This window comes from Comamonas sp. JNW (assembly GCF_003105075.1).
GTDB lineage: Bacteria > Pseudomonadota > Gammaproteobacteria > Burkholderiales > Burkholderiaceae_C > Comamonas > Comamonas squillarum.
In genome coordinates, this window is the sequence record NZ_QETI01000024.1 from 18535 (window position 1) to 33322 (window position 14788).

A 14788-nucleotide genomic window follows, 5' to 3' on the forward strand; every position below is an offset into this window, starting at 1 on the left:
GCCCGGCGCTGAGGCCAGCCATTCCCCTCGGATAAGCCCCGAGCAGGACAATACCGGCCATGATCGTCCGTCCTCCCTTGCATTGGCTGCGCATGCTGTTTGTGTGGCGCGGCTCCATCCTGCCGGCGATCACGCCGCAGCTGATCCTCATCACCATCCTCGCGGTGGTGGCCACGCTGCTGCATGGCTCCATCCTGAGCTGGAAGGTGCCGCTCAACTTTGTGCCGTTCTCGCTGATCGGCCTGACCCTGGCGATCTTTCTGGGCTTCAGAAACAGCACCTCGTATGCGCGCTTTTGGGAGGCGCGCACGCTCTGGGGGGTGCTCCTGGTCGAGAGCCGGCACCTGGCCGCCCAGGCGCTGAGCCTGACCCAGGACCGCGCACAGGCGCGCGTGCTGGTGCTGCGCCTGTGCGCCTTTGCCTATGCGCTCAAGCACCAGCTGCGCGCCAGCGATGCGCGTGCCGATCTGGCGCTCTTCCTGCCACCGGGCGAGGTGCAGCAGATCAGCGAAGCGCGCTTTCCGGGCGCGATGGCCATGCTGCTGGTGCAGCGCTGGGTGGGTGAGCAATGCCAGCAGGGCCGCATTGCGCCGGCCGTGGTGCCCGTGTTCGAGCAGGCGCTGGCGCGCCTGGGCAGTGCGCTGGGCGGCTGCGAGCGCATTGCCAGCACGCCCATTCCGTTCACCTATTCGGTGATCCTGCACCGCAGCATCTACATCTACTGCTTTTTGCTGCCCTTTGGCTTGCTCGATTCCATCGGCACGATGACGCCGGTGATCGTCTGCTTTGTCGCCTACACCTTCTTTGCACTGGAGGCGCTGGGCGCCGAGCTGGAGCACCCCTTTGGCATGGAAGCCAATGACCTGGCGCTCGATGCGATGGTCTACGGCATTGAGTCCTCGGTGCTGGAGATGCTGGGCGAGGCGCCGTTGGCTAAAGCTCCCCAGGTGCGCGATTTTGTACTGCACTGAACACCAGGCTGGCGCGCAGTCCTGCGCCCTCTGAGCGCGGCGCCAGCTGAAACCGTGCCTGCTGCAAATGGGCCAGTTTGGCCACAATCGCCAGGCCCAGGCCTGCGCCCTGGCCGAGCGACTGGCCGCTGGGCCCTTGCTGCCAGCGCTGCATGGCGGCCTGGCATTGCGCCTCGCTCATGCCCGGGCCGTCGTCAATGACGGCCAGCTCGACGCTGCGGCCATCGTCAGCAGCCTGCAAGGCCACGGTGACCGACTGGCCGCCATAGCGCAGCGCATTGAGGATCAGGTTGTCGAGCATGGCTGCGAGCAGGTTGGCATCGGCGGCAATGCGCAGCTGTTCGGACTCGGGCCTGTCCAGGCCCTCGGCACCCAGGTCGATCCGGGCGCGGCTGGCGGCATCCCAGTGGCGCAGCACCGCCTGCTGCACCAGGTCAGCGGGGGCGACGGGCAGCAACTGCACGGCGCTGGCCTCGTCGCTCAGCGCCAGCAGCAATAACTGATCGACCAGGTGACTGGCACGCGCCACGCTGTCGGAGATGCGCTGCAGTTGCTGCTGCTGCACCGCAGGGTCAGCATGGCCCAGCCCATAGTCGGCCAGCGCCTTGATGCCGGCCAGCGGCGTGCGCACCTCATGGGCCACATTGCCGGCAAACTCGCGCTGGGCCTCGACGTTGTCGGCAATGCGGGCGAGCAGCGCATTGGTGGTCTGGCGCAGCTGCTCGATCTCGCGCGTGGTGGCCGGCGCGCTGGGGGGGATGGGCGCCAGATCCTGGGCATCGCGCCGCGACAGCGACCGTTGTAGCGCCGCGAGCGGCGCCATGTCTTGGCCAATGCGGTGGTGCAGCCACCACAGCAGCAGCACCAGCAAGCTCAGCTGCGGGATCGCGGCATAGAGGAACAGGTGCTGGATCAGGCTGTCGCGCACCCGCGTGGTGTGCATCATCACGATGCTGAGCTGCTGCTCGCCCACGGCGCTGCGCAGCGCCACGGCCCGTACCAGCTGGCCGTTGTACAGGGTCTCGCGGTAGCTCACCGGCTCGCTCTCGTCCCAGGGCAAGAGCGGCAGCGGCTCGCCGGCCAGCTGGCTGCCGTCGGCGCGGTAGACCGCGTAGTACACATACTCGGCTTGGTCAAACAGGGCAGCCTTGAGTTCGCTGTCGGTCAGCTGCAGGGCCACGTCGCCTGCGTCATCGGCGCGCAGGTGCGAGGCAATCGCATAGGCATCGTCGAGCAGCGCGCGGTCAAACGCACTTTGGGTGAAATGGTTGGCCAGGCCCATCATGAACACGGTGCCCAGCAGCCAGGTCCAGACCAGCGGCCAGCGCACATGGCGCAGCACGCGCATGCGCAGCGATGGCAGCGCGGCGGGATGGGGGGCCGCGGCGCTCATGGGGCATCGCCGCTGTCGGCCTCGATCAGGTAGCCAATGCCGCGCAGGGTGCGGATGGCCGCGCCGCTGTGCTGCAGCTTCTTGCGCAGGCGCGAGATAAAGGCTTCGAGCGCGTTGTCCCCCAGCGCCTCATCAAAGTCCGAGAGCTTGTCCGACAGGCTGCGCTTGCTCACCGCGCGGCCGGGCGGGCTCATCAGCTCCCAGAGCACTTCGAACTCGCGCGCGGGCAGGTCCAGCGGCAGCGCACCCACGCGAAAGCGGCGGTTGTTGCGCTCCAGGCTGAGCTGGCCCACGGTCGATACATCCTGCGTGCCAATGGCGCGGCGCACCAGCGCGCGCAGCCGGGCCTCGACCTCGGCCAGCTCAAAGGGCTTGCCCAGGTAGTCGTCGGCGCCGCTGTCCAGGCCGGCAATGCGCTCGGGGGTCTGGTTGCGGGCGGTGAGCACCAGCACGGGGGTGTTGTCGCCGCGCCTGCGCACCTGCTGCAGCAGCGCCAGGCCGCTGCCCATCGCACTGCCGCGCACGGCGCTGCAGGGCAGGTTCAGGTCGAGCAAGATGGCATCAAAGCGCTGCACCCGCCACCAGTGCTCGGCCGCGCCCAGGTCGGCCGCCTGGTCCACATGGTGGCCTGCATCGCGCAGGCTGCTGACCACCACATCGCGCAGCACCGCGTCGTCTTCAATCACAAGAATTCGCATGGTCCAAGCCTAGCAAAAGCAAAGCACCGCAGCCAGAAAAAAGCCTGTTCAGGCCGGATGGCCAGAACAGGCGCACACTGGAGTGCAAACGGTCAAGACGATGCTGCAGCGGGCACAGCGATGTCTTGCGCCTGAGCAAAGGCCCGGGCTTCCTTGCGCGATTTGCGCACGCCCGACCAGATGGCCCACAGCAAGATTGCGCCAGTCAGCGCCAGCAAGGAGGCGCTGATCGGGCGATTGAAGAACACCGAGGCATCGCCACGCGAGAGCAGCATCGCACGGCGCAGGTTTTCTTCGAGCATCGGTCCCAGGATATAGCCCAGCAGCAGCGGCGCCGCTTCAAAGCGCAGCACCATCAGCACATATCCGATGATGCCCAGCACGGCCACCATGTAGATGTCGAACAGGTTGTTGTTGACGCTGTAGACGCCCAGCGCGACAAAGACCAGGATGGCCGGGTACATCCAGGCAAACGGAATGCGCAGCAGCGCCACCCACAGCCCGATGGTGGGCAGGTTCAGGATCACCAGGAAAATATTGCCGATCGCAAAGCTGACGATCAGCCCCCAGAACAGCTCGGGCTGCTCGGTCATCAACATCGGGCCGGGCTGGATACCGTGGATGATCAGCGCGCCCAGCATCACGGCCATCACCGCGTCACCCGGAATACCGATGGACAGCGAAGGCACAAACGCGGTTTGCGCAGCGGCATTGTTGGCCGACTCGGGCGCAGTGATGCCTTCGATGGCGCCATGGCCAAAGCGGCTCGGGTCCTTGGCCACGCGCTTTTCGATCGCATACGACATGAAGGACGCAATCGACGGGCCCACGCCCGGCAGCGCCCCCAGGAACGAGCCCAGCGCCGAGCCGCGCAGCATCGGCTTGACGGTGGCGCGGAACTCCTCGCGCTCAGGCACCATCGAGCGCAGGGTGACCTTGTCGGGCTTTTGGTTGGCATCGGCCAGGTTGATGCATCGGATCACTTCGGCCACGCCAAACAGGCCCATCGCCAGCGCCACCAGGTTGACGCCATCCATCAGCTCGGGAATGTCAAACGAGTAGCGCGCCACGCCCGAGTTCACATCGGTACCGATCATGCCCAGCAGCAGGCCAAACACCACCATGCACAGGCCCTTGGTGGCCGAGCCGGCGCTCATCGACGAGGCGGCGACGAGGCCCAGCAGCATCATCGAGAAGAACTCGGTGGGGCCAAACTGCAGGCCGATCTTGGAGATCGCCGGCGAGAACAACACGAGCAGGATGAGGCCCGACATCGCGCCGACCAGCGAGGCAATGGTGGTGACAAAGAGCGCCACCCCGGCCTTGCCCTTGCGCGCCATCGGGTAGCCGTCCAGACAGGTCACCGCCGAGGACGGTGACCCGGGCAGGTTCAGCAAGATGGAGGCGGTGGAGCCGCCATACTGCGCGCCATAGTAGACGCCGGCCAGCATGATGATGGCCGCCGTGGGCGACATATGGTAGGTAAAGGGCAACAGCAGCGAGATGGCAGCGAGCGCACCGATGCCGGGCAGCACGCCGACGACGGTGCCCAAAAAGACGCCCAAAAAGCAGTACCACAGCGTCGAGGGATCGGCCACCACATTGAGGCCCATCCAGAGGTTTCCAAGCAAATCCATACAGATCCTTCGTCAGTGCCGGGCTCAGGGCCAGATGGGCAGCGTCATGCGCAGGCCAATGGGAAAAATCACGGTGGTCAGGGCCGCGACGGCCAGGCTCACCAGCAAGCGGGTGCGGATGCGCATCTTGGTGGCCAGCAGTGCGACCAGGCTGGCCACCAGCGCGGCCAGCGCCACGCCCAGCGGATAGAGCAGCAGCGCAAAGGCCAGCAGACTGGCCACGGACCAGAACAGGTTGCCCCACTGCAGCGTGATGGGGCTGCCCTGGCGCCAGAAGGCGGGCAGGGCCAGCAGCAGGCCCAGGCCAAACAGCAGCCAGCCCAGCACGACCGGGAAGTAGCCCGGCCCCATGCGATCGGCGCTGCCAAAGTTGTATTCGCGCCCGTACAGCGCAAAGAACAGGCCTGCTGCTGACATCAGCAGGCCGCCGACGATGTCATGGATGTCTCTTGTCATTTTCATTCGATTCAATCCTGTGTGGTTCCATGCCTGCGCGCAGTGGAGCCAGGATGGGCACACACGCAGGCGCCGCCACCTTAAAGGCGCTTACCTGACGGGAACCTGATTGAAGGGCGCAAGTCGCGCTGGCAGGCGTGCTGCGGGCGACTCGGCGCTGAGCCTTGAAGGGCCGCTGAAACGGGGCCGGACGCTTAGCCCAGCGCAGCCAAGCTGCCGGCCTGCTGCGACTGCTCGAGCAAAAAGCTGATCATCGTGCGCACGGCCTTGGTCTGGTGGCGGTTGGGCATCCACAGCAGGTACATGTGGTTGCCAAAAATGCTCAGCCGCCAGTCGCGCAAGGTGGTGACGACCTCGCCGCGCTCGACCTCGGCGCGGATCACATAGTCGGGCACGATGCCCACGCCCAGGCCGGCCATGATGCCCTGGCGCAGAAACGGAAAATGCTCGGAGATGAGGCTGGGCTCGAGCCGGATCTCCTTGCGCAGCTCGCCCTGGTAGGCGCGCACCAGCAGCTGCTGGCCGACCACGCCGCTGGTGATCAGCGGCACATGGCGCAGGTCCTCGGGCTGCTGGGGCAGCATGTTCTGGCCGGCATAGTCGATGCTGGCGCAGGCCACATAGTTCATCTCGCCCATGTGGCGGGCCACCAGGTTGTCCGGTGGCGTGGGCAGCACGCGCACTGCAATGTCCACCTCGTCGCGCACCAGGTTGTCGACCCGGTTCTCAAAGATCACATCGAGCACGATGTCGGGGTAGAGGCGCTTGAAGGCGATCAGCCAGTCGCTCATCACCAGCTGGCCATAGCCGCTGGGCACCGCCAGCCCGACCCGGCCTTGCAGGCCCTTGCCCAGGCTGCGGATGGTCTCGGCGGCGGCGGCCAGCTCGTTGCGGATGCTGCGGCCATGCTCATACAGGCGCAGGCCCACCTCGGTGGGCTCGACCCGGCGCGTGGTGCGGCGCACCAGCTGCACGCCCACCGATTTCTCCAGCTGGCCCAGGTGGTAGCTGACATTGGCGCGGCTCATCTTGAGCTTGGCGGCAGCCCGGCTGAGGTTGCCGGAGTCGATGATTTCCACCAGCAAGGTGAGGGCGTTGTGGTCCATGGGGTGTGATTGTCCAAATTCTTTTGACAGTCTGTCAATCCTCTATGTGATTGTCAAATAAGCCTAGTTGCATTGACAATGGTTCGCAACCCGTTTTCGATTGAACAACCAGGAGACATGCATGAGCGCAGAGAACGCTGCGGTGGTGGACATTGCCCGCGAAGGGCAGGTATTGGTCGTCACCATCCAGAACCCCCCCGTCAACGCCTTGAGCCAGGCCGTGCGCCAGGGCCTGGCCGATGCCGTGGCCCAGGCGCGCAGCGATGCGCAGGTCCAGGCCATCTTGCTGGTGGGCAGTGGCAAGGCCTTTATCGCCGGTGCCGATATCCGTGAGTTCGGCAAGCCTGCGATGCCGCCCAGCCTGCCCGATGTGCTGGTGCAGCTGGAAAACAGCGACAAGCTGGTCGTGGCTGCCATCCATGGCCCGGCCCTGGGCGGCGGCCTGGAAGTGGCGCTGTCTTGCCACTACCGCCTGGCGGTCTCCGGCGCCAAGCTGGGCCTGCCCGAAGTGCAACTGGGCCTGCTGCCCGGCGCCGGTGGCACGCAGCGCACGCCGCGCCTCATTGGCGTCAAGGCCGCGCTCGATCTGATGCTCTCGGGCCGCCACGCCAGTGCCGAAGAAGCGCTGACCATGGGCCTGGTCGACAAGGTCGAGCCCGCAGGCAGCGATGCCCGCACGGCAGGCCTGGCCTACGCCAACGCGCTGCTGGCGCAAAACGCCCCGGTGCGCCGCACCCGCGAAGCGACGGCGCTGGCCGACAAGGCCACCTCGCAGGCCGAGCTCGATGCCGCCAAGGCCGAGTCGGCCAAGAAAAGCCGGGGCCTGTTCTCGCCGGGCAAGATCATCGAATGCGTGCAAGGCGCGCTCGATCTGCCGTTTGAGCAGGGCATGCAAAACGAGCGTAAGCTGTTTGTGCAGTGCCTGGAGAGCCCGCAGCGTGCCGGCCTGATCCACGCGTTCTTTGCCGAGCGTGAAACCGCCAAGATCCCCGAAGCCAAGGCCGCTGCACCGCGCGCCCTGAACAGCATCGGCGTGGTGGGTGGCGGCACGATGGGTGCCGGCATCACCGTGGCGGCACTCGATGCCGGCCTGCCGGTGGTGATGGTCGAGCGCGATGAGGAATCCATCGCCCGGGGCCGCGCCAATGTCGAAAAGGTCTACGACGGCCTGATTGCCAAGGGCCGCATGACGGCCGAGAAAAAGGCCGCCATCATGGCGCGCTACAGCGGCAGCACCGACTACGCCGCGCTCGCCCAGGTGGACCTGGTGATCGAGGCGGTGTTTGAAGAGATGGGCGTCAAGAAGGCGGTGTTTGCCGAGCTGGACAAGGTCTGCAAGAGCGGCGCCGTGATTGCCACCAACACCTCCTACCTGGATATCGATGCGATTGCCGCGAGCATCTCGCGCCCGCAGGATGTCATCGGTCTGCACTTCTTCAGCCCCGCCAACATCATGAAGCTGCTGGAGATCGTCGTGCCCGCCAAGGTGAGCGCCGATGTGGTGGCCACCGCTTTCGAGCTGGCCCGCCGCATGAAGAAGGTGCCCGTGCGCGCCGGTGTCTGCGATGGCTTTATTGGCAACCGCATTCTGGCCGTGTACCGCGAGGCCGCCAACTACCTGCTCGAAGATGGCGCCTCGCCCTACCAGATCGATGAGGCGGTGCGCGAGTTTGGCTACCCCATGGGCCCCTTCCAGGTCGCCGACCTGGCCGGTGGCGACATTGGCTGGGCCACGCGCAAGCGCAAGGCCGCCACGCGCAACCCCCAGGCCCGCTATGTGCAGATTGCCGACCGCATTGCCGAAAAGGGCTGGTTTGGCCAGAAGACCCAGCGCGGCTACTACCTGTACCCGCAAGGCGCACGCGTGGGCGAGCAAGACCCCGAAGTGCTGGCCATTGTGGATGCCGAGCGCCAGCGCGCTGGCGTGACGCCGCGCAGCTTCAGCAATGCCGAGATCATGCGCCGCTACATGGCCGCGATGGTCAACGAAGGCGCCAATGTGGTGCGCGAAGGCATTGCGCTGCGCCCGCTGGATGTGGATGTGACCTTTCTCTACGGCTATGGCTTTCCGCGCTTCCGGGGCGGCCCGATGAAGTGGGCCGACATGGTGGGCCTGGACAAGATCCTCGCCGACATCCGCGAGTTTGCCAAGGAAGACGCGCTGTTCTGGACGCCGTCGCCCCTCTTGGTGGAGTTGGTGGACAAGGGCGAGAACTTCGAGAGCCTGAACAAGGCGGCCTGAGCGCCATCGCGCCCATCCGGCCCTCGGGGCCGGCAGTGCAGCCCGGGGCTTTCGCACAGCCAAACCCCGAGTTGCTACATAAAAAATAGCTGTTAGCGCTTGGGTGACAAGCGCTGGCGGCCGCAAAAATCACAATCAACGGTCGCTCAGACCCAAGGAGACATGCATGCGTGAAGCCGTCATCGTTTCGACAGTGCGTACGCCGCTGGCCAAATCCCACCGTGGGGAGTTCAATGTCACGCCCGGTGCGCAGCTGGCCGCCTTTTCCATCAGCGCAGCGGTGCAGCGCGCCGGCATCGACCCGGCCTTGATCGAAGATGTGGTGCTGGGCTGCGGCTACCCCGAGGGGACGACCGGCCGCAATATCGGCCGCCAGGCGGCGGTGCGTGCCGGCCTGCCCAGCAGCGTGGGCGGCACCGTGGTCAACCGCTTTTGCGCCTCGGGCCTGCAGGCGATTGCCTTTGCGGCAGGCCGCATCATCGTTGACGGCGCACCGGCGATGGTGGCCGGCGGTGTCGAGAGCATCTCGCTGATCCGCTCGAGCAACACCAACCCCTCGGATGCCGACCCCTGGCTCGTCGAGCACAAGCCCGACCTCTTCATGGCGATGATCGACACCGCTGATGTGGTCGCCAAGCGCTACGGCATCAGCCGCGAAGACCAGGACGCCTTCTCGCTGCAGAGCCAGCAGCGCACCGCAGCGGCCCAGGCCAATGGCACCTTCGACAACGAGATCGTGCCCTGCGCCACGCGCATGGCCGAGAAGAACAAGGAAACCGGTGAAGTCAGCTACAAGGACGTCACCGCGACCATGGACAACTGCAACCGCCCCACGACCACGCTCGAGGGTCTGGCCAAGCTCGAACCCGTCAAGGGCGCGGGCAACTTTGTCACCGCCGGCAATGCCTCGCAGCTGTCCGATGGCTCGGCCGCCTGCGTGCTGATGGAAGCCAAGGAAGCGGCCAAGCTGGGCCTGGCGCCGCTGGGCGCCTTCCGCGGCCTGGCCATTGCCGGTTGCGAGCCCGACGAGATGGGCATTGGCCCGGTGTTTGCCGTGCCCAAGCTGCTGGCGCGCCACGGCCTGACGGTGCAGGACATCGACCTCTGGGAGCTGAACGAGGCCTTTGCCTCGCAGGCACTGTACTGCCAGCGCAAGCTGGGCATCCCGATGGAGCGCCTCAACGTCAACGGCGGCGCGATCTCCATCGGCCACCCCTTTGGCATGACCGGCGCGCGTTTGACCGGCCACATCCTGCTCGAAGGCCAGCGCCGCAAGGCCCGGGGCGAGAAAGTGAAGTGGGGCGTGGTGACCATGTGTGTGGGCGGCGGCATGGGTGCTGCAGGCCTCTTTGAGATTTTCTGACCCCCTGAGGCGCTGCGCGCCTTCCCCCCGGGGACGCAGCCGCCGCTACGGGGCGGCCCTGGCTGGGCGTCACCCAGATCGCGCAGCGCAGAGTTTGAGATGTGCGGGCCTTGCCCGCCCACGTTAATGAGGAGATAGCCATGGACTTGCAATTCAGTCCCGAAGAAGAAGCGTTCCGCGCCGAAGTGCGTGCGTTTCTGAAAGACAACCTGCCCCAGGACCTGGCCGCCAAGGTCAAGGCCGGCCAGCGCCTGACGCGCTTTGACCAGGAAAACTGGCATGCCATCCTGAACAAAAAGGGCTGGCTGGCCTACCACTGGCCGCAAGAGTTTGGTGGCACGGGCTGGTCGCCGGTGCAGAAGTTCATTTTTGACGACGAGTGCGCACTGGCCGGTGGCCCGCGCCTGGTGCCCTTTGGTTTGTCCATGCTCGGCCCGGTGCTGATCAAGTATGGCAACGAGGCGCAAAAAAGCCACTGGCTGCCACGCATTCTGAATGGCGATGACTGGTGGTGCCAGGGTTACTCCGAGCCCGGCGCTGGCTCCGACCTGGCCTCGCTCAAGACCACGGCCGTGCGCCAGGGCGACCACTACATCGTCAACGGCCAAAAGACCTGGACCACCCAGGGCCAGCACGCCAACATGATGTTCTGCCTGGTGCGCACCAACAAGGAGGTGAAGTCGCAGCAGGGCATCAGCTTCGTGCTGATCGACATGAACCAGCCTGGCGTCGAAGTGCGCCCCATCCGCACCCTGGACGGTGACAAGGAAGTCAACGAAGTCTTTCTGACCGATGTGAAGGTGCCGCTGGACAACCTGGTGGGCGAGGAAAACAAGGGCTGGACCTATGCCAAGTACCTGCTGACCTATGAGCGCACCGGCATTGCCGGCGTGGGTTTTTCGATGGCCGGGCTGGAAAAGCTCAAGGTGATTGCCCAGCGCGTGCAGCGCAACGGCAAGCCGCTGATCGAAGACCCGCAGTTTGCCACCCGCATGGCCAAGGTCGAAATCGAACTGCTGAACATGGCCACCACCAACCTGCGCGTGATCGCCTCGGTCGCGGGCGGCGGTGTGCCGGGCGCCGAGAGCTCGATGCTCAAGATCAAGGGCACTGTCGTGCGCCAGGAGCTGCTGTCGCTGATCCGCCGTGCGATGGGGCCGTACGCGCTGCCCTTTATCGAAGAGGCGCAGTTTGCCGAATACGCCGACGCGCCCGTGGGCCCCAAGGAAGCGGCCACCGCTGCTGCGGCCTATTTCAACTACCGCAAGCTGTCGATCTTCGGCGGCTCGAACGAGATCCAGCGCAACATCATCTCCAAGATGATTCTCGGCCTATGAAATAAGCCACCCCCTGAGGCGCTGCGCGCCTTCCCCCTGGAAGGGGGACGACGCCTATGCTGCGGGGCGGCCCTTGCTGGCGTCTCGCAGCTGTGCCCTGCAGGTTCCAGGCGCTGCGATCTCAGCAAGCGCCATGGTTAGATAAGGAGATTTTTTATGAACTTTCAACTGGATGAAGACCGCCGCATGCTGGCTGATGCGCTGGGCCGCTACCTGAGCGAGCAGTACAGCACCGAGTACCGCAACAAGGCCGCCTATGGCGACCAGGGCTTCAGCGCCGAGACCTATGCCAAGCTGGCCGAACTGGGCGCGATTGGCGCGCTGTTCAAGGAGGCCGATGGCGGCTTTGGCGGCGATGGCGTCGATATCAGCGTGGTGTTCGAGGCACTGGGCACGCACCTGGTGGCAGAGCCGCTGCTGGGCGCCTTGCTGGTGGGCCGCGCGCTGACCGAGGCCGGCAGCGAGGCGCAAAAGGCGCAGCTCGAAGGCATCATCGGCGGCGAGACGATTGCCGCGCTGGCGCATGACGAGCCCGCGAACCACTATGAGCTGAGCCGCGTGGCCACCACTGCCCAAACCCAGGGCGATGGCTGGGTGATCAACGGCAGCAAGGCGGTGGTGCTGTTTGGCGACCAGGCGCAGCTGCTGCTGGTCTCCGCCCGCACGGCAGGCGCCGTGGGCGATGAGGCCGGCATCTCGCTGTTCCTGGTGCCGGGCGATGCCGCAGGCATCAGCAGCCGGGGCTATGGCCGCATCGATGGCGGCCATGCCGCCGAGCTGGTGCTGGCCAACGTCAAGGTCGGTGCCGATGCCTTGCTGGGCACGCTGGGTGAAGGCCATGCGCTGCTCGAACGCATCTGCGGCTTTGGCCTGCTGGCGCTGGCGGCTGAATCGCTGGGCGCGATGGATGTGGCCAAGAACCACACGCTGGAATACCTGCGCACGCGCAAGCAGTTTGGCGTGCCCATTGGCAGCTTTCAGGCGCTGCAGCACCGCATGGCCGATCTGCTGCTCGAAGCCGAGCAGGCGCGCTCGGCCGTCATCAACGCGGCAGCGGCGATTGACAACCCCGACTACCTTGAGCGCGAGAAAGCGCTGTCGGCTGCCAAGTACAGCGTGGGCCAGATTGGCACCTTGATGGCCGAAGAGGCGATCCAGATGCATGGCGGCATTGGCGTGACCTGGGAGCTGCCGCTGGCGCACTACGCCAAGCGCATCATCATGATCGACCACCAGCTGGGCGACATGGACCACCACCTGGCGCGCTACATGGCGTTGCAGGCCCAGGAACGCGCCGCAGCCAAGGCCGCCTGATGACGACCGCCAGCACCGCCACCCCCGCGCTGCTGGCGCGCCGCGAAGGCGGCGTGCTGGTGCTGACCAACAACAACGAGGCGGCGCGCAATGCGCTCTCGCCCGACTTCTACCTGGGCCTGACCGCAGCGCTCAAGGAGGCTGCGACCGACCCGGCCGTGGGCGCGATGGTGCTCACCGGTGCCGGCGGGCATTTTTGCTCGGGCGGTGACCTGCGCCGCATTGCAACGCGCCGGGACCAGCCCGTGGAAAAGCGCCGCGAGCTGCTCGAAGGCCTGCATGACCTGGTGCGTGCACTGCGCGACTGCCCCAAGCCCGTAGTGGCAGCGGTGGAGGGCGCAGCCGCCGGTGCCGGCCTGTCGCTGGCCTTGGCCTGCGACATGCTGGTCGCTGCGCGCAATGCGGCGTTCTCTGTGGCCTATGTGAAGGTGGGGCTGTCGCCCGACGGCGGCGCCACGGCCTTTTTGGCCGAGCACCTGTCGCGCCAGCTGCTGACCGAGCTGTGCCTGACGGGCGACCGGGTCAGCGGCGAGCGCATGCAGCAGCTGGGCCTGGTCAACCGTCTGGCCGAGCCGGGCGACGCGCTGGCGCAGGCCATCGCGCTGGCCGCGCAACTGGCCGATGGCCCCTTGCAAGCCATGGCCAGCATCAAGTCGCTGTGCCGCGCCGCCTATGACAACAGCCTGGAAGCGCAGCTGGACATGGAGGCCGAGCTGATGGTGCAGGCGCAGGCTACACCGGAATCGGCCGAGGGCATTGCCGCGTTTTTGGAAAAGCGCCCCGCCAACTACCTGGCGCTGCGCCGCTGAGATGGATCGAAAAAAGTGACGCCAGGCGGGCCCGTGTTGCGGTCGCCCTGGTGATCCGAGGAGACAAGTATGCGTGAGCAAGAGAACGCCGCGGCCCTGCCGCTGGCGGGTGTCAAGGTCCTGGACCTGTCCCGTGTTTTTGCCGGCCCGCTGTGCGGCCAGGTGCTGGGCGATCTGGGGGCCGAGGTGATCAAGGTCGAGCACCCCAAGCGGGGTGACGACACGCGGGACTGGGGCTTGCGCATTGGCAAGACCGAGACGACTTACTACAACAGCATGAACCGCAACAAGCGGTCCATCACGGTGGACCTGCAAAAGCCCGAAGGCCTGGCGCTGATCCTGGCGCTGCTGCCGCAGTTCGATGTGGTGATCCACAACTTCAAGCATGGTGGCGCCGACAAGCTGGGCCTGGGCTACGAGGCACTGAAGGCCTTGAAGCAGGACATCATCTACTGCAGCGTGACGGGCTATGCCACCGACACCGAGGAGGCGGCCCGCCCGGGCTACGACATTTTGGTGCAGGGCGAGGCCGGCTTGATGGCGATGAACGGCGAGGCCTCGCAGCCGCCGCTGAAGTTTGGCGTGGCCGTCGTGGACCTGATGACCGGCATGAGCGCCGCCCAGGCCGTGCTGGCCGCGCTGTTTGCCCGCGAGCGCACCGGCCAGGGCCGCAAGATCGACATGGCGCTGTTTGACAACGGCGTCAGCATCACCGGCTACTACGGGCTCGATGCGCTGTTCATGGGCAAGGACCCGGAGCGTTTTGGCAATGCCCACCCCTCGATCGTGCCCTATGGCATGTTCGAGGCGGCTGATGGCCCGCTGATCATTGCGGTGGGCAACAATTCGCAGTTCGAGCGCTTCTGCCGCGATGTCATCGAGCGCCCCGACCTGGCCGACAACCCCAAGTACGCGACCAATGTGGAGCGTGCCAAGGACCGCAAGCTCTTGCTGCCGCTGATGATCGAGACGATCCGCAGCTTCCCGCGTGCGCTGCTGATCGAGCGGCTCAATGCCTGCGGCGTGCCATGTGGCGAGGTGCTGGGCCTGCATGAGGCGCTGACCTCCGAGCGCGTGCAGCAAGCCGGCCTGGTGCAGAACATGCCCCATCCGGTGGCCGGCCACACCGCCGTGCTGGCGCCGCCCATCCGCATGGATGGCGAGCGCCTGCCGATTCGCCGCGCGCCGCCCACACTGGGTGAAGGTACACGCGAAGTGCTGCAAAATCTGCTGCGTTTGAGTGATTCGCAACTGCAAGCACTCCAGACGCAAGGCGTGCTGACCTTGCCCGATTGATACCGTGGCCTGCAGGCGGCAAGCGACGCCGCAGCGGGCCCAGAGTTTATTGTTAGAAAGCTGAGACTATGAAAGTACTGGTACCCGTCAAACGCGTGGTGGACTACAACGTCAAGGTGCGCGTCAAGAGCGATGGCTCGGGAGTGGACATTGCGAATGTGAAGAT

Annotated in this window: 12 protein-coding genes and 1 pseudogene; 8 read left to right on the forward strand and 5 right to left on the reverse strand. The window is 65.8% G+C overall.

Translation table 11 applies throughout. From position 1 onward, the window contains the following. Positions 1 to 59 precede the first annotated feature (59 nt). Positions 60 to 971 carry a bestrophin family ion channel gene (locus DCO45_RS21840; RefSeq protein ID WP_116927780.1) on the forward strand — a complete coding sequence of 304 codons (912 nt, stop codon included), beginning with the start codon at positions 60 to 62 and terminating at the stop codon, positions 969 to 971. On the opposite strand, the gene DCO45_RS21845 is transcribed toward DCO45_RS21840, so the two are convergent. The 5 genes from DCO45_RS21845 to DCO45_RS21865 form a co-directional block, all read right to left on the reverse strand. Further along, complete coding sequence (locus DCO45_RS21845; RefSeq protein ID WP_116927781.1) at positions 934 to 2364, reverse strand: sensor histidine kinase; 1431 nt, start codon at positions 2362 to 2364, stop codon at positions 934 to 936. The two genes, DCO45_RS21840 and DCO45_RS21845, sit on opposite strands and share 38 nt — an antisense overlap. Further along, positions 2361 to 3062, reverse strand: coding sequence for a response regulator transcription factor (locus tag DCO45_RS21850; RefSeq protein WP_116927782.1), 702 nt, complete (start codon positions 3060 to 3062; stop codon positions 2361 to 2363). The genes DCO45_RS21845 and DCO45_RS21850 overlap by 4 nt, the downstream gene beginning before the upstream one ends. A 92-nt stretch (positions 3063 to 3154) precedes the next feature. Then, positions 3155 to 4699 carry a tripartite tricarboxylate transporter permease gene (locus DCO45_RS21855; protein ID WP_116927783.1) on the reverse strand — a complete coding sequence of 515 codons (1545 nt, stop codon included), beginning with the start codon at positions 4697 to 4699 and terminating at the stop codon, positions 3155 to 3157. Between the two features lie 24 nt (positions 4700 to 4723). Beyond that, positions 4724 to 5161, reverse strand: coding sequence for a tripartite tricarboxylate transporter TctB family protein (locus tag DCO45_RS21860; protein ID WP_116927784.1), 438 nt, complete (start codon positions 5159 to 5161; stop codon positions 4724 to 4726). Between the two features lie 188 nt (positions 5162 to 5349). Continuing rightward, positions 5350 to 6261, reverse strand: a complete 912-nt coding sequence (locus DCO45_RS21865; RefSeq protein ID WP_116927785.1) for a LysR family transcriptional regulator — start codon at positions 6259 to 6261, stop codon at positions 5350 to 5352. A 121-nt stretch (positions 6262 to 6382) separates the two neighbouring features. Between DCO45_RS21865 and DCO45_RS21870 the strand changes: the two genes are divergently transcribed. The 7 genes and pseudogenes from DCO45_RS21870 to DCO45_RS21900 all read left to right on the forward strand — a co-directional run. Further along, complete coding sequence (locus DCO45_RS21870) at positions 6383 to 8503, forward strand: 3-hydroxyacyl-CoA dehydrogenase NAD-binding domain-containing protein (RefSeq protein WP_116927786.1); 2121 nt, start codon at positions 6383 to 6385, stop codon at positions 8501 to 8503. A gap of 166 nt (positions 8504 to 8669) precedes the next feature. Beyond that, the gene (locus DCO45_RS21875) at positions 8670 to 9866 is read left to right on the forward strand and encodes an acetyl-CoA C-acyltransferase (RefSeq protein ID WP_116927787.1); all 1197 of its coding nucleotides are present in this window, start codon (positions 8670 to 8672) and stop codon (positions 9864 to 9866) included. Positions 9867 to 10006: 140 nt separating this feature from the next. Further along, positions 10007 to 11203 carry an acyl-CoA dehydrogenase family protein gene (locus tag DCO45_RS21880; protein WP_116927788.1) on the forward strand — a complete coding sequence of 399 codons (1197 nt, stop codon included), beginning with the start codon at positions 10007 to 10009 and terminating at the stop codon, positions 11201 to 11203. 156 nt (positions 11204 to 11359) lie between these two features. Then, on the forward strand, positions 11360 to 12517 hold the full coding sequence (locus DCO45_RS21885) for an acyl-CoA dehydrogenase family protein (protein ID WP_116927789.1): 1158 nt from the start codon (positions 11360 to 11362) through the stop codon (positions 12515 to 12517). Next, complete coding sequence (locus tag DCO45_RS21890) at positions 12517 to 13326, forward strand: enoyl-CoA hydratase (RefSeq protein WP_116927790.1); 810 nt, start codon at positions 12517 to 12519, stop codon at positions 13324 to 13326. Before DCO45_RS21885 ends, DCO45_RS21890 begins: the two co-directional genes overlap by 1 nt. A gap of 69 nt (positions 13327 to 13395) precedes the next feature. After that, positions 13396 to 14622, forward strand: a complete 1227-nt coding sequence (locus DCO45_RS21895) for a CaiB/BaiF CoA-transferase family protein (RefSeq protein WP_116927791.1) — start codon at positions 13396 to 13398, stop codon at positions 14620 to 14622. Between the two features lie 68 nt (positions 14623 to 14690). Next, positions 14691 to 14788: pseudogene (locus DCO45_RS21900) on the forward strand (electron transfer flavoprotein subunit beta/FixA family protein); the annotation flags it as partial.

What these genes read in the sequence shown, in the direction of transcription:
- DCO45_RS21840 (WP_116927780.1), top strand. Translation starts at nt 60, where the DNA reads ATGATCGTCCGTCCTCCCTTGCATTGGCTGCGCATGCTGTTTGTGTGG.
- DCO45_RS21845 (WP_116927781.1), bottom strand. Translation starts at nt 2,364, where the DNA reads ATGAGCGCCGCGGCCCCCCATCCCGCCGCGCTGCCATCGCTGCGCATG.
- DCO45_RS21850 (WP_116927782.1), bottom strand. Translation starts at nt 3,062, where the DNA reads ATGCGAATTCTTGTGATTGAAGACGACGCGGTGCTGCGCGATGTGGTG.
- DCO45_RS21855 (WP_116927783.1), bottom strand. Translation starts at nt 4,699, where the DNA reads ATGGATTTGCTTGGAAACCTCTGGATGGGCCTCAATGTGGTGGCCGAT.
- DCO45_RS21860 (WP_116927784.1), bottom strand. Translation starts at nt 5,161, where the DNA reads ATGAAAATGACAAGAGACATCCATGACATCGTCGGCGGCCTGCTGATG.
- DCO45_RS21865 (WP_116927785.1), bottom strand. Translation starts at nt 6,261, where the DNA reads ATGGACCACAACGCCCTCACCTTGCTGGTGGAAATCATCGACTCCGGC.
- DCO45_RS21870 (WP_116927786.1), top strand. Translation starts at nt 6,383, where the DNA reads ATGAGCGCAGAGAACGCTGCGGTGGTGGACATTGCCCGCGAAGGGCAG.
- DCO45_RS21875 (WP_116927787.1), top strand. Translation starts at nt 8,670, where the DNA reads ATGCGTGAAGCCGTCATCGTTTCGACAGTGCGTACGCCGCTGGCCAAA.
- DCO45_RS21880 (WP_116927788.1), top strand. Translation starts at nt 10,007, where the DNA reads ATGGACTTGCAATTCAGTCCCGAAGAAGAAGCGTTCCGCGCCGAAGTG.
- DCO45_RS21885 (WP_116927789.1), top strand. Translation starts at nt 11,360, where the DNA reads ATGAACTTTCAACTGGATGAAGACCGCCGCATGCTGGCTGATGCGCTG.
- DCO45_RS21890 (WP_116927790.1), top strand. Translation starts at nt 12,517, where the DNA reads ATGACGACCGCCAGCACCGCCACCCCCGCGCTGCTGGCGCGCCGCGAA.
- DCO45_RS21895 (WP_116927791.1), top strand. Translation starts at nt 13,396, where the DNA reads ATGCGTGAGCAAGAGAACGCCGCGGCCCTGCCGCTGGCGGGTGTCAAG.